Below are 13,193 nucleotides of genomic sequence, written 5' to 3'. Positions count from 1 at the left end.
AATGAAATATGTAGCTAAACTCATATGCATCTTGCTGATAATACTTACAGCCACTCCCTGCATTGCAGGAGAAAAACTGGTGTTGTCAGGCATCAAATCACCCAGATCAAAGATCGTATATGAGATATTGCGAGAAGCATATTCATCCTTGGGGGTTGAAATAGAATTCAAGGCATTACCGCTGTTACGCTCAACGCATTCAGCCCATTCCGGTGCAGTGGACGGTGAGCTTTTCAAAATCAGTGGGATAGAGGAACAATACCCTAATTTGATAAAAGTCCCAGTACCGATAGACCATGTGAATTTAATGGTGCTGACCCGCAAAGACTCAAAAATAAATGCAACCTGGAAAAGCTTGCGACCCTTAAGAGTAGGTTACTTCAGAGGTATAGTTTTCATTGAGAATAAGATTTCAACCGAGAACCTTCGCAGTGCAAAAAGTCTTGAGACCAACGAACAGCTCGTAAAGATGATCAACCTTAAAAGGCTGGATGCAGGACTGATTGCCCGTATTGCCGGGATCGTTACTTTGAAAAAGACTCATTCTGATAATGTAAGAATGCTGCAGCAACCTATCGCAACAACAAATTTATATCATTACCTTAACATTAAGCACTCTGCTCTGGTCCCTAAATTAACAAAAGTCTTAAAAAGAATGAGTGAAAAAGGAAGATTCAAAGAGATCAGGAAAAAGATTCTCAAGCAAGAATTCAGTAAATACGACTGACACAATAAACCTTACACTCACATGAGATATCCCGGACAACGTTCCGGGATTTTTTTTATCTCTCACAACAATAATACTACACTTTTAAAACAACAAAAGGTATGCTGAAAAGTTAAACCCAATTGACAATCAAAACCCTTTACTCTAGTTATCACTATCAATTCACATAGATAAATAGCAAAACAGTCAAAGGGGAGTGGGTCCGATGCTCAAAAATCTTAAAGTAACTACTAAAATTGCAACAGGATTCGGGCTTATCCTTATTCTGCTGGCGATTACTGCAGGACAAGGTGTTTTTAAGCTGACTGAAAGTTCAGACGGCTTTACGGAATACCGGGCATTGGCTCGTCAAACCAACCTGACCGGCAGAATACAAGCAAACATGCTGCAGACTGACATGAATGCAATCACCTACATGCATTCAAGTTCAGATAAATCTCTAAAACAGTACTACGATAAGATATCCATACTCCAGAAATTCATCCAAGAAGCTGAAAACGAGATGAGTTCCCCTGAGCGAATAAAACTGGTTAAAGAAATAGAGCATGAAGTTGCTACTTATAAAAAGACATTCAACCAGTTTCTTTCAGCAAAAAAGAAAGAAAAAGCTTCTATCAATCAGGCAAATGAAAACGGTGAAGTATTAGTAAAAGGACTTGAAACACTGCTTCAAAATGCCAATGAGCGCGAAGACAGTTTCCTTATTGCTATGGTACAAAAAAGCAGGGCGGCGCTATTTGAAGCAAGACTTGCAAACTCCGTATATATTTTCAAAAGCCAGCATAAAGACGATGCAGAGAAAGCAATCAATCTTCTCGGTGAATTTGCAAAAAGCATCGGAGAAATTCAGAACGTACTCTACTCCCCTGCCGATCTGGGCCTCATCAATGAACTTACCGAAAACAATAAACAATACGTCCTGCACACCCAAAAAATCATCGAAGCAAACATAGAACAGGTTGCAGCAAAACAGAAACTCGACACCCTTGGCCCCATCACAGCAGAACATATCGAAGATCTGAAGCTATCCATAATGGAAGCGCAAGATGATCTGGGCCCGAAAATGCAGACTGCAATAGCTTTTGCAGTAGATAACATGACACTCATGTCCGGCCTGACTTTACTGGTAGGCGCAGTGCTGGCTTTCTTTATTGCCCGCAGCATAACTCGACCGCTGTCAAAAGCACGTATTTATGTGCAGGAACTGGCTCAAGGAAACCTTGACGCCGAAATAGCTGTAAACCAAAGAGATGAAGTCGGCATGATCTGTAAAGACATGGCGCAAGTCGGCAGCACCCTGAACAAAGTAATGACTGAAATTGACACGGCCATAACCGGAATAGAAGAAGGCCGTATTGACAGTCAGGCCGACAGCAGCGGATTGAAAGGCAGTTTTGCAGAACTCATCAACCGCACAAATCTGGCTATGAATGTCATGCGCTCCTTCATTGATTCCGTGCCTATGCCGGTAATGACCATAGACCGTAAAATGAACATTCTCTTTATGAACAAACCCGGCACAAAACTGCTGGGCAGGTCTCTTGAAGATCTCAAAAAAGACAAATGTTCCACAGCACTAAATACAACAGACTGCGGCACCGACAAATGCGGCTGCGCTAAATCATTCATTTCCCGTAAACCTGAAAACGGTTCAACCTCAATAACCACCTCTAATGGCAGGCTGGATATGGACTACTTCGGCGTACCTATTGAAAAGGGCGGCGAAGTTGTCGGTGCCATTGAAGTTATACTGGACCAGACAGCTATCCGTGAAGCCCAGCGCAAAATGCAGGACGTTGCTGAACGTACTCAAGCCATTTCCGAACAACTTTCATCCGCCAGTGAGGAACTGGCAGCACAGGTGGAACAAATTAGCAACGGCTCTGAGATACAACATGAACGAATCACTGAAACTGCTACCGCTATGGAGCAGATGAACAGCACAATTATGGAAGTTGCCCGTAATGCTTCCAGCGCATCCGGAAAAAGCATGGAAGCCAAACATCAGGCCGAGGAAGGAGCAGCTATTGTCTCCCAGTCTGTTCGTTCAATAACCGAAGTAAGCACTATTGCCGACGACCTGCGCACCAATATGGAGAATCTCGGCAAACAGACCGAATCAATCGGCACGGTCATGGATGTTATTTCAGACATTGCCGACCAGACCAACCTGCTGGCCTTGAACGCGGCTATTGAAGCGGCCCGCGCAGGCGAAGCCGGGCGAGGCTTTGCGGTCGTTGCTGATGAAGTTCGCAAACTTGCTGAAAAAACCATGACGGCGACCCATGAAGTGGGCAGCAACGTGGAAAGCATTCAGCAGGCCATGCGCACAAACATGCAAGCTGTGGAGAGTGCAGTAAACGCAGTTGAACAAACCACTGAGCTTGCCGCAAAATCCGGTTCTTCCCTTGAGGCCATTGTAAGCACAGTCGAATACAGTGCAAGTCAGGTGGAAGGAATCGCGACAGCATCAGAAGAACAGTCCAGTGCATCCGAACAAATTAACAGTGCCATCAGCGAAATCAACAACATCACCCGCGAAACAACCGAAGGCATTCAGCAATCGGCAAAAGCAGTTCAGGAACTGGCCGTCATGTCCAGTGAACTGACCGATCTGATCAGTGAACTTCGCTCCGCTTAACTCAGCCTTAATTCAGCAATATAATCCCGGCAGCCCACATCGGTCTGCCGGGATTTTTTTTGGTCTTATTGACCCAAACCTCAAAATTATGTCATTAATAAGCACAACTACCCCTCTTTGTAGAAGGGGGCTGCATTTTTTGCTCGGTACAGGCTTCTGAAAACATATTCCTGCGAACCCTAGATTACAGTGAGGTCACATGGATAAACTCAAAAAGTTTTCCCCTGTCATTGTTGCAATTGTTATGGCTCTCTTCCCTACTCCCGAGGGACTGCACCCCGAAGCATGGTACTTTCTAAGTATTTTCGTCGGTGTTGTAGTGGGACTGATTGTGGAACCGGTTCCCGCCGCCCTGGTCGGCCTTGTGGGAGTAACTGTGGTGGCCATGCTGGGGCTGGTTGATCCCAGTGCCAAAGCCAGCCGAAACTGGGCCTTGTCCGGTTTTTCAAATGGTGTAATCTGGCTTATTTTTTCCGCCTTCATGTTTGCCATGGGCTACAAGAAAACCGGGCTGGGAAAACGGATCAGCCTTATCCTGATCAAATATCTGGGCAAAAACACTCTCGGTCTGGGTTATGCCATTGCCTTTTCAGATCTGGTCCTATCCCCGTTCATGCCGTCCAACACTGCCCGAAGCGCCGGTACCATCTACCCTATCGCCAGCAATATACCGCCCATGTTCAACTCTACCCCTGAGAATGAACCGCGCAAAATCGGTTCCTATCTTACATGGGTAGCCTTTGCAGCAACCTGTGTGACCAGCTCCATGTTTCTTACTGCACTTGCACCCAACCTTCTGGCCGTTGACCTGATAAGTCAGGGAACCGGCATAACCATCCAATGGGGGCAGTGGGCTAAAACAATGATTCCGGTCATGCTTCCCCTCTTTCTGCTGACTCCTTGGCTGGCCTACGTTATCTACCCGCCAACACAGAAACACTCTCCGGAAGCCCCGGCATGGGCTTCTGAAGAACTTAACAAGATGGGTAAAATCAGCACCAAGGAACTCATGATGCTCGGCTATGCCATAACAGCCCTCATCTTCTGGATTTTCGGCAAGGAGCTTGGTGTAAACGGCACGGTAGCCGCCATGTTTGTATTATCGCTGATGGTCTTAACAGACGTCATCAACTGGCAGGATGTTATCACCAACAAAGGCGCATGGAATGTGCTGGTCTGGTTCGCCACTCTTGTAGCAATGGCCAGTGGTTTAAAAAAGGCCGGAGTGCTCAAATGGATCGGCGACCTTGTTTCAGCCAACCTTCAGGGAATGCCGCCGGAAACTGTCGCAATCATGCTGGTTATCCTGTTCTTCGTACTGCACTATTTCTTTGCCAGCACAACAGCACACACCACGGCTTTGATGCCCCTGTTTTTAGCCATTGCCCAACCTCTGCTTCCGCCGGAAATGATGCCGACAGTAGTCCTTATGCTGGCAGGCAGTCTCGGTGTAATGGGTATCATCACCCCTTATGCCACAGGCCCTGCACCAATCTGGTATGGTTCCGGTTTTATCAGTCAGGCCCGCTGGTGGGCACTTGGAGCCATCTTCGGCGGTCTTTACCTGTTATGTATGATCGCCGCGACAATCTTATATGCTTAGCAAGACCTTATAAACAAAGCCCGTTTGCATTTGCAGACGGGCTTTTCATTTAAGATTTATTAAGAACTTACCTATACTCTGGATGAAAAGCTCGGTTCATGCTTTAATTCAAAGCAATAGGAGCGTTTATGAAAAAGAATCCTTTTTTGATCATAGTTACATTTTGTTTTATCTGCTCAACATCCGCATGGGCTGGAAATTACCCGATAGTAGATAGTGGACAGCAAGCCTGCTTCGACAACTCCCGCCAAATAACTTGCCCAATTAAAGGAAAAGATTTCTACGGGCAGGATGCACAATACAAAGGCAACCAACCTCGCTACAAAGACAATGGGGACGGCACTATATCAGATCTCGTGACGGGACTGATGTGGGTCAAAGAACGCGGACCCGCAGTCTCATGGCAACAAGCCATGGACGGAGCGGATGACTGTCGCGTTGGAGGCTACACGGACTGGCGTGCCCCGAACATTAAAGAACTTTACTCACTCATAGACTTCAACGGCTGGGTGCAAGGATCAGAAAAAGCATCTGTACCTTTTATTGATACCGACTATTTTGATTTCAAATACGGCGACACCTCAAAAGGGGAACGCATCATAGACTGTCAGGACTGGTCCTCAACTACTTACGTGGACAAAACCATGGACGGCAATCCCACCGCATTCGGGGTGAACTTCGCTGACGGTCGCATCAAAGGATATGGCAAAAGAAATCCGCGCGGTAAATGCAGTAAATATATCCGCTATGTCCGAGGCAATCCTCAGTATGGGAAAAACATATTTGTAGACCGCAAAGACGGAACCATTGAAGACAAAGCTACCGGACTGATCTGGCAGCAAACCGACAGCAGCAAAAAGCTGAATTGGGAAGAAGCCTTAAGCTATTGCGAAAACCTGAATCATGCCGGACGCAGTGACTGGCGATTGCCAAGCGTTAAGGAACTGCAATCCATAGTAGATTACTCACGCAGCCCCAAAACCAGCAACTCCGCTGCTATCAACTCCATCTTCAAGGTCACGGACAATGAGTCCTACTACTGGTCCTCAACCACACATATGGACGGTCCTAAACCTTCCCACGCATCCTACGTTGCCTTTGGACGGGCCTTGGGCTACTTCGCGCCCCCACGCAGCAACAATAAAAAATGGATGGACGTTCACGGAGCAGGATCACAACGCAGTGACCCGAAATCAGGCACTCCGGATGCCTTCCCTAATGGACGCGGCCCGCAAGGGGATGACATTCGCATCTATAATTACGCACGTTGTGTAGCTGGCGGCGGAGTTCAACCATATGATCCGCCCTACACCAAAATCCCTACTTGGAAAGGCGGTTCCCCAAATTCATTCTCTGATGGAATGAGCCCTATGGGTGGGAACAGACAGGGAATGGGAAGAAATCAAGGCCGGAGCTCCGGCATGGGGCAAGGCATGGGTCAAGGAATGATGCAAGGCGGAATGGGGCAGGGACGTGGTCCCGGTAACCGCCAAGGGCCGCCCAAAGAAGCTTTCACTGCCTGCGAAGGTAAATCTCATGGAGATGAGTGCACAGTAGTAACCCCGCGCGGTAAGCTTTCCGGGTTATGCATGAACCGGGGAGATCAAATATTCTGTGTTCCCGAAGGACACGGTCCCGGAGGAATGCGCGGCAAACAGATGCAGTAAATAAAAAACATCCCGGAATTAAACACAATTCCGGGATGTTTTTATTTTGACTAACAGGAATTCCAAACTTCCTACAAACCTTCAACGTAATCCATAATTGCCTGCGCGGAATTCTTGGAACAACGCACGGCTTCGGCTACGGTTCTGGCTCCGGTGACAACATCCCCGGAAGCGAATACGCCGTCACGAGTGGTACGACCTTCTTCATCGGTAATGACCAGTCCGGTCTTGCCGATTTCGATTCCGGTCAGGTTATTACGCGGGGCCTGACTTACTGCGATAAAAATAGAATCGGCCTGCTCCATCTTTTCAGAACCTTCAATGGTAACCAGCTTGGTATTGCCATCTTCATCGGTTTCTTTTTCAGTACGCACGCAAAGCACACCTTCCTCGGAAAGTTCCAGCGGAGAATGGAAAAACTTGAAGTGCACGCCGTCCAGCTTGGCATAATCGTACTCATATTTGGTGGCGGACATATCTTCCTGACCACGGCGGTAAAGAACGGTCACTTCCTCTGCGCCTTTACGCAATGCAGTACGAGCCACATCCATAGCCACGTTACCGGCACCAATGACCGCAACCTTCTTGCCCAGTTGGTAGACATCGGGATTCTTAAGATAGTTGATGGCGTAATGCACATGGCCGAGGGTTTCACCCTTGAGCCGCAGCGGACGAGGATTCCAGACCCCGGTTCCGATGAAAATCGCCTTGTAGCCATCGCGCAGCAGGTCATCAAGACTGATAACCGGACCGATAAGCATGTTGGGACGGATTTTCACACCGAGCTGCACAAGAACTTCACGCAGTTTCTCAAGAATATCCTTGGGCAAACGGAATTCAGGGATACCGTATTGCAGAACCCCGCCGATCTTTTCTTCGGATTCAAAAATTGTAACCTCATACCCTTTCAGAGCAAGGATAAAAGCAACAGTGATCCCGGCCGGACCGGAACCGACAACGGCAATGCGGGACTTGCGTTTTTCCTTTTTCTGCGGCTGGAACTGAGCAAGGTAATAGCGTGAGATATAGTTCTCAATGTCACTGCACTGCACCGGAGAGCTCTTACGCCCCAGAATGCAATGGCCTTCACAGAAATTTTCATGGGGGCAGATAAGTGAACAGACCACGGAAAGCGGGTTGTTCTCGAAAAGCATAGCCCCGGCCTCCTGCATTTTGCCGTCCAGCAGGAGTTCGATCATTTTATTGATAGGTGTTCCAAGGGGACAGCCCTTGCTGCAAAGCGGTTTCTTACATTGCAGGCAGCGGGTCGCCTCTTCAATGATATGTTTTCCCATATGAATGATGTGTGGTTTGGCCCTTGGATGATGGGGCCTGATTATCTTGAAAAGGATAAGAAAGTAGTGCGTGGAGATGTGCTAATAGCAGGGGTGGCCCCGAAGGTCCACCCCCATCATGTTGGCAAAAAAGTGCCAGACGCAAGGAGCAAGCAAAAGGCTGGAGCGATGCGTATATAGACATACGTGAGCTTCAGGCTTTTGCGCAGCGACGCCGCAGATGGTGCTTTATTTCCAGCATGACGGCTGTTTCAACAATCCGCAGCCTGTGGTCTTTAATTACCGTAGTAGGACAGCTTGAACAGTTCTTTCATCTGCTCAACGCTGATCTCACGAGGATTGGTGCTGGTGCAGGGATCTTCACATGCGCCTTCGGCAATCTTGTCGAGGTTGGCAAGGAAGTCATTTTCATTAACACCGAACTCTTTGAGGGTAGCAGGAATCTGCATATCCACGTTTAGTTCTTTAACGAAGTTGATCAGGGATTCCACCAGTTCTTTAGTGTTGGAACCGGCAAGCCCCAGCCTCTTTGCGGCATCAGCATATTTTTCACCGGCTTTTTCCGCATTGAAACGGATTGCAGCAGGAAGGTAGATAGCGTTTGCACAGCCGTGAGGAATACCGAAAAGGTGTCCAGTCTTGTGGGCCATACTGTGAACAATACCGAGAATTGCGTTGGAGAAGGACATACCAGCCAAGCACTGGGAAACATGCATCTTGTCTCTGGATTCCTTGTCGCCCTTGTAGGATTTAACAAGCTCGTCCTGAATCATCTCCATGGATTTCATAGCGAGGCAATCGGTAAGCTCATTAGCCATAATGGAAACGTAAGCTTCAAGAGCATGGGTCAAAGCATCCATACCGGTATGAGCCACGAGAGATGCAGGCATTGACTGAGCCAGATCGCTATCAACAATCGCCAGATCAGGAGTAATGTTGAAGTCAGCGATGGGGAACTTCAACTCTGTATCATTGTCGGTGATAATAGAGAACGCAGTTACCTCTGTTCCGGTGCCACTTGTGGTGGGGACAGCTGCAAAACGAGCTTTCTTACGCAGTTCAGGCAGATTGAACGGCTTGGCTGCTTCTTCAAAAGTAAATTCGGGATGTTCGTAAAAAATCCACATTGCCTTAGCTGCATCAATGGGGGAACCGCCGCCCACGCCGATGATCCAGTCAGGCTGAAAATCATTCATTAGTTCAACGCCGCGGCGAACGGTTGCAACAGAGGGATCAGCCTCAACACCTTCGAACAGGGTGGTTTCGATACCTGCTTCTTTCAGAAAGCCTTCAATCTTATTAAGAGCACCGTTTCTTTTTACAGAACCGCCACTGATGACGATAACAGCTTTACTGCCTTTGATATTTTTAAGTTCTTCAATGGTGCCTGCACCAAAGTACACTTCACGGGGAATGGTAAATCTTGCCATTTCTATTTTCTCCATTAACTTTTAAAGCAAATTCATTTTTATGAAGATGCTTTTATTTTAAAATAAACAAAAATTGTTTAGTTTTTAATTTTGATATTTTTAAATCAGACCAAACAAAACCATTTTTAAAACCAGAAACGTTTCTCTATATCGGTTGAAAAGCTATAAACACAAAAAAATATCTTATGTAAAGTACGCACCTTTCAGTATCGTAGTTTACAACTGGTACGTAGTTCCCATTTAGTAACTACCTTTTAGAATCATTAGAAAACTACACAAAAGAGTTTAAATCTGGTACGTTGGAAGTCCTGCTGAATTGAAAATATTTTTTAGATTTCCCTAAAAACAGCAAAATCCATCCAAAATTTTTTTATTTTTTTTGATTACGGCCCAATTTCGCCGCAAGAAATGGAGAGAATCATGCCTGAAGACAGAACTCACAAAGTGAGCTGCAGCAGCTTTACATATGAATTGGAAGTGGCCTTTGAAATCCTGTCCGGAAAATGGGTGCCACTAATTATCTGGCACCTAGCAGACGGAGAACCGAAAAGATTCGGAGAAATGCGCAGACTGATGCCCAAGGTGACCCAGAAAATGCTGACCCAGCAACTGCGGGCTCTCGAAAAGCACGGACTGGTCAGCCGGAAGGTATATCAGGAGGTACCCCCGGCAGTAGAATACTCACTCACCGAAATGGGCCTGAAACTGATCCCTATCTTTGAAAATGTTAATGGATGGGCTGTGGAGTATCTGGAGAAGCGGGAAGAATCATAAGAAATAAAAAAGGCGGACTCCCTTAAGGGAGTCCGCCTTTCAAATATTAAAACTAAATAAACTTACTTGGTTGCTTCGAGCAGAGCTTCTTCACCGAGACGGTCAACAAGACCGCTGATGCGTTCGCGCTTGCGACCGTTTTCTTTGTAGAAATCAAGGGCCTTTTCGATCAGTGCGAGGGCTTCATCGTCACCGAGTTTGGTACCGATTTTTACACCTGCACGAACATTACGTGCTGCGCCGCCGCCGAAGAGAACATCCCATCCTTTGGGAGTACCGACAAGGCCGATATCGCGCACATTGCTGAATGCACAGACCATTTTACAGCCTGAAACACCACTTTTAATCTTGAAGGGGTAAGGACCGTTTGCCTTGATGACTTCAAGCAGCTTTTTACCCATGCCTCGGCTATCCTGAACACCGTATTTACATACGCCCGCACCGGTGCAAACACCTACGGTCGGAGGAACTTTATCAACCTTGGTTCCAAGGCTGGCAATAACCTCGTCCACTTTATCCTTGGGAATGCCTTCCAGATTCAAACGCTGACCGGTAGTCACACGAACAGAAGTAAGACTGAACTTAGCCATAGTTTCCATGACAGTTTTCATCATACCGGGGGTACACTGCCCCTGAGCCAGAGGAATACGCAGAGCGTAGGTTCCGTCTTTGCGTTCAACGGGCATAGCTGTAAGAGCTTCAGCAACAATATTATCCATAAAAAGACTCCTTGCTTATTTTGATGGGTATCCATTTACATCAGAGCGTCCGGCAGTGCAAACACGGGATGGCATTAGTAATTATCTTATTAAAAACACCTAATTTAATGGGACATTTATATAAACGCAGGAGGTTTTGACATGTTTAAGACTCCTGTATTTTAAAAGCCCTGCTGGATTTTCTAAAATAAATTATGTATCAGTTCACAATGAAGCAACTCCTTACTATCATACTAACTATACTACTCTTAATCGCGACTGCAGCTTCAAGCCTTGCGCAAAAAGTAATTGTTCCTGTGTCACATTATCCTCCATGGAGAATTGTAAATAACAGCAATGATATCAATGGTATCAATATCGACATAACAAATGCCCTGCTGCAAAAATTGGATCTGGAAGCCACCTATATAATTCGCCCATGGAAGCGGGCCCAAAGAATGATGAAGAAAGGCACAGCCGACCTCATGAGTGGGCTGCTCAAACATGAGGATCGCGAACAATACATGGTCTTTCTCGAGCCCCCATATAAGACGCACAGCTCTAAGGCTTTTTATGTCTTAAAAGACAGATCTATTAAGCTTACATCGTACGATGACCTATACAAGTATAGAATCGGGGTCACCCTCGGAACAAAATTCTTTCCTAAATTTGATCATGACAACGCCCTGAAAAAAGATATGGGGAAAGATGCAACAAACAATTTTAGGAAGCTGGAAGTAGGACGAATAGATACCCTGATTCTGACTGAAACAGTCGGTGACTATCTACGCTACAAACTAGGTTATCAGGACACAGTGGAAAAAGCGGATTACGTGTACAGGAAGCCCCTTGCTGTATACTTCGCTGTCTCAAAAAGATCTCCCTTGGCGCAGAGAGTTCCGGAACTCAATGCAGCCCTGAAGACAATGGTTGAAACTGGAGAAGTCCAAGATATTATCGACCGTTTTCTAGCTAAATATCAGACCGTTCAATGATGGCCGTTCAGATCGGCATAACATTACGTGCTTATCCCCCAAACCATCACTTTGTGCCGTTTCAACTGCACAGTGAACCATATTGACTTACACAGACATGGGTGCGAAGTGTGGCTTCTATTCAAAGGAGAACGGAATGCGCATTTATATGGGATTTGATGATACTGATGACAAAGATGCCACCATGGGAACCGGACGACTGGTACGTGAATTCGTTTACGGACTGGACAACGATTGCCACGTAGTAGGCGTAGTCCGCCACCAGCTGCCCAGGCTGGATAGCATTCCGTACACCTCCAATAACAGCTCAGCCTGTGCAATCATTCAAATTTCGCCGGACAGCAATCTTGATTACCTGCGGGAACAGGCTACTGAGCATCTGAACAAATGCTGTGCTCCCGGCAGTGATCCGGGGCTGTGCATTGCCCGCGAAAATGAAGTAAACAGCGAAATTATCGACTTTTCCAAACAAGTTACCGGACGCAGGCAAACCCAAAAGGATGCCATGCATGCCGCCCGTTCCATTGAGCTCTACGGACTGGGAGGAACAAATGACGGTATCATTGGAGCCACTGCCGCCGTGGGACTTACTGTTTACGGATGGTGCGGAAGATTCATTGAATACGGACGCCTGCGTGAACTGGGCACAGACCTGCATGTGCAGGATCTGCTTGAAGCCGGAATTGATGTTATCTCTACCGACCGCGACCCGCTGGTGCCACTGCCCGGAGATGAACTCCGCAACAGTTCATGGATCAGACCCTCTCTCTGGGGAGGACGCCCGGTATTACAAGTTAAACGCATAGACTACGGTATTTGGGAACCGGCCCACGGCAAGCGCAAGAAGGGACGCAACACGCAGGCCGGTTCTAAAAACCGGGCTACAGTTGTCCCCTCCACTTCTCCGATGTAAATTAAAGCTATTGGCCTTCCCGGTAGCGGGCAATAAAACTGTCCAGTGCATCGCGCTGGCGTTCCATATGTATTATCCACGCTTCAAGAATCTCGAGACCTTCAGGGGTAATGGCATACACACGCTTAGCCGGACCGTCCCCCTCAGCATCCCACTTTGATTCGACCAGACCTTCTTCATCCATCTGCCGCAAATGACGATAGATCATACCGGGAGGCGCTTCTGCCCGCAAAAAACCATACCCGCTAATGGTCTGAATCAACTCATAACCATATGAAGATCCTGATTTTAAGGCCAGCAACAACGATGGCTGCACATACCTTTGGGGCTTGCCCCCGCCTGCTTTCTTCGACATTTTTCACCTGTTCTTCTTGACTATATGTTCTTAGAGGATATATATCTAGTATAGACGAATATCCATAAAGACACAATAAACCGCAGAGGAGGGCT

At 46.9% G+C, this 13,193-nt stretch carries 11 protein-coding genes; 7 read left to right on the top strand and 4 right to left on the bottom strand.

Annotated features, from left to right (window positions below; all coding sequences use genetic code 11):
• Position 1 precedes the first annotated feature (1 nt).
• The 4 genes from DESAL_RS04595 to DESAL_RS04580 all read left to right on the top strand — a co-directional run bounded on the left by DESAL_RS04595 (position 2) and on the right by DESAL_RS04580 (position 6,638).
• A complete protein-coding gene (locus DESAL_RS04595) occupies positions 2 to 727 on the top strand; it encodes a substrate-binding periplasmic protein (protein WP_015850796.1) in 726 nt (241 codons plus the stop codon).
• A gap of 205 nt (positions 728 to 932) precedes the next feature.
• On the top strand, positions 933 to 3,368 hold the full coding sequence (locus tag DESAL_RS19635; RefSeq protein WP_015850795.1) for a methyl-accepting chemotaxis protein: 2,436 nt from the start codon (positions 933 to 935) through the stop codon (positions 3,366 to 3,368).
• Positions 3,369 to 3,567: 199 nt separating this feature from the next.
• Positions 3,568 to 4,971: an anion permease gene (locus tag DESAL_RS04585; RefSeq protein ID WP_015850794.1), complete on the top strand. Its 1,404-nt coding sequence runs from the start codon at positions 3,568 to 3,570 to the stop codon at positions 4,969 to 4,971.
• A 128-nt stretch (positions 4,972 to 5,099) separates the two neighbouring features.
• Complete coding sequence (locus DESAL_RS04580) at positions 5,100 to 6,638, top strand: Lcl C-terminal domain-containing protein (RefSeq protein WP_015850793.1); 1,539 nt, start codon at positions 5,100 to 5,102, stop codon at positions 6,636 to 6,638.
• A gap of 71 nt (positions 6,639 to 6,709) precedes the next feature.
• Here DESAL_RS04580 and DESAL_RS04575 read toward each other — a convergent pair whose 3' ends face one another.
• A complete protein-coding gene (locus tag DESAL_RS04575) occupies positions 6,710 to 7,933 on the bottom strand; it encodes an NAD(P)-dependent oxidoreductase (protein WP_015850792.1) in 1,224 nt (407 codons plus the stop codon).
• A gap of 275 nt (positions 7,934 to 8,208) precedes the next feature.
• A complete protein-coding gene (locus DESAL_RS04565; protein ID WP_015850791.1) occupies positions 8,209 to 9,363 on the bottom strand; it encodes an iron-containing alcohol dehydrogenase in 1,155 nt (384 codons plus the stop codon).
• Between the two features lie 420 nt (positions 9,364 to 9,783).
• On the opposite strand from DESAL_RS04565, the gene DESAL_RS04560 reads away from it, so the two are divergent.
• A complete protein-coding gene (locus DESAL_RS04560; RefSeq protein WP_015850790.1) occupies positions 9,784 to 10,137 on the top strand; it encodes a winged helix-turn-helix transcriptional regulator in 354 nt (117 codons plus the stop codon).
• 62 nt (positions 10,138 to 10,199) lie between these two features.
• Here the strand turns inward: DESAL_RS04560 and DESAL_RS04555 are convergent, their stop codons facing one another.
• Positions 10,200 to 10,856 (bottom strand): nitrite/sulfite reductase domain-containing protein, encoded by a 657-nt coding sequence (locus DESAL_RS04555; RefSeq protein WP_015850789.1) that lies wholly within the window; start codon positions 10,854 to 10,856, stop codon positions 10,200 to 10,202.
• Positions 10,857 to 11,065: 209 nt separating this feature from the next.
• Here DESAL_RS04555 and DESAL_RS04550 point away from each other — a divergent pair, with 209 nt between their 5' ends.
• Positions 11,066 to 11,830, top strand: coding sequence for a substrate-binding periplasmic protein (locus DESAL_RS04550; protein WP_197528785.1), 765 nt, complete (start codon positions 11,066 to 11,068; stop codon positions 11,828 to 11,830).
• A 136-nt stretch (positions 11,831 to 11,966) separates the two neighbouring features.
• Positions 11,967 to 12,743, top strand: a complete 777-nt coding sequence (locus tag DESAL_RS04545) for a hypothetical protein (RefSeq protein WP_015850787.1) — start codon at positions 11,967 to 11,969, stop codon at positions 12,741 to 12,743.
• 7 nt (positions 12,744 to 12,750) lie between these two features.
• On the opposite strand, the gene DESAL_RS04540 is transcribed toward DESAL_RS04545, so the two are convergent.
• Complete coding sequence (locus DESAL_RS04540) at positions 12,751 to 13,098, bottom strand: helix-turn-helix transcriptional regulator (protein ID WP_015850786.1); 348 nt, start codon at positions 13,096 to 13,098, stop codon at positions 12,751 to 12,753.
• Positions 13,099 to 13,193: the final 95 nt, after the last annotated feature.

The sequence above is a fragment of the Maridesulfovibrio salexigens DSM 2638 genome (assembly GCF_000023445.1).
Classification (GTDB): Bacteria; Desulfobacterota; Desulfovibrionia; order Desulfovibrionales; family Desulfovibrionaceae; genus Maridesulfovibrio; species Maridesulfovibrio salexigens.
Note: the sequence above shows the minus strand (reverse complement) of the source record. Positions and strands in the feature narration are given on the sequence as shown.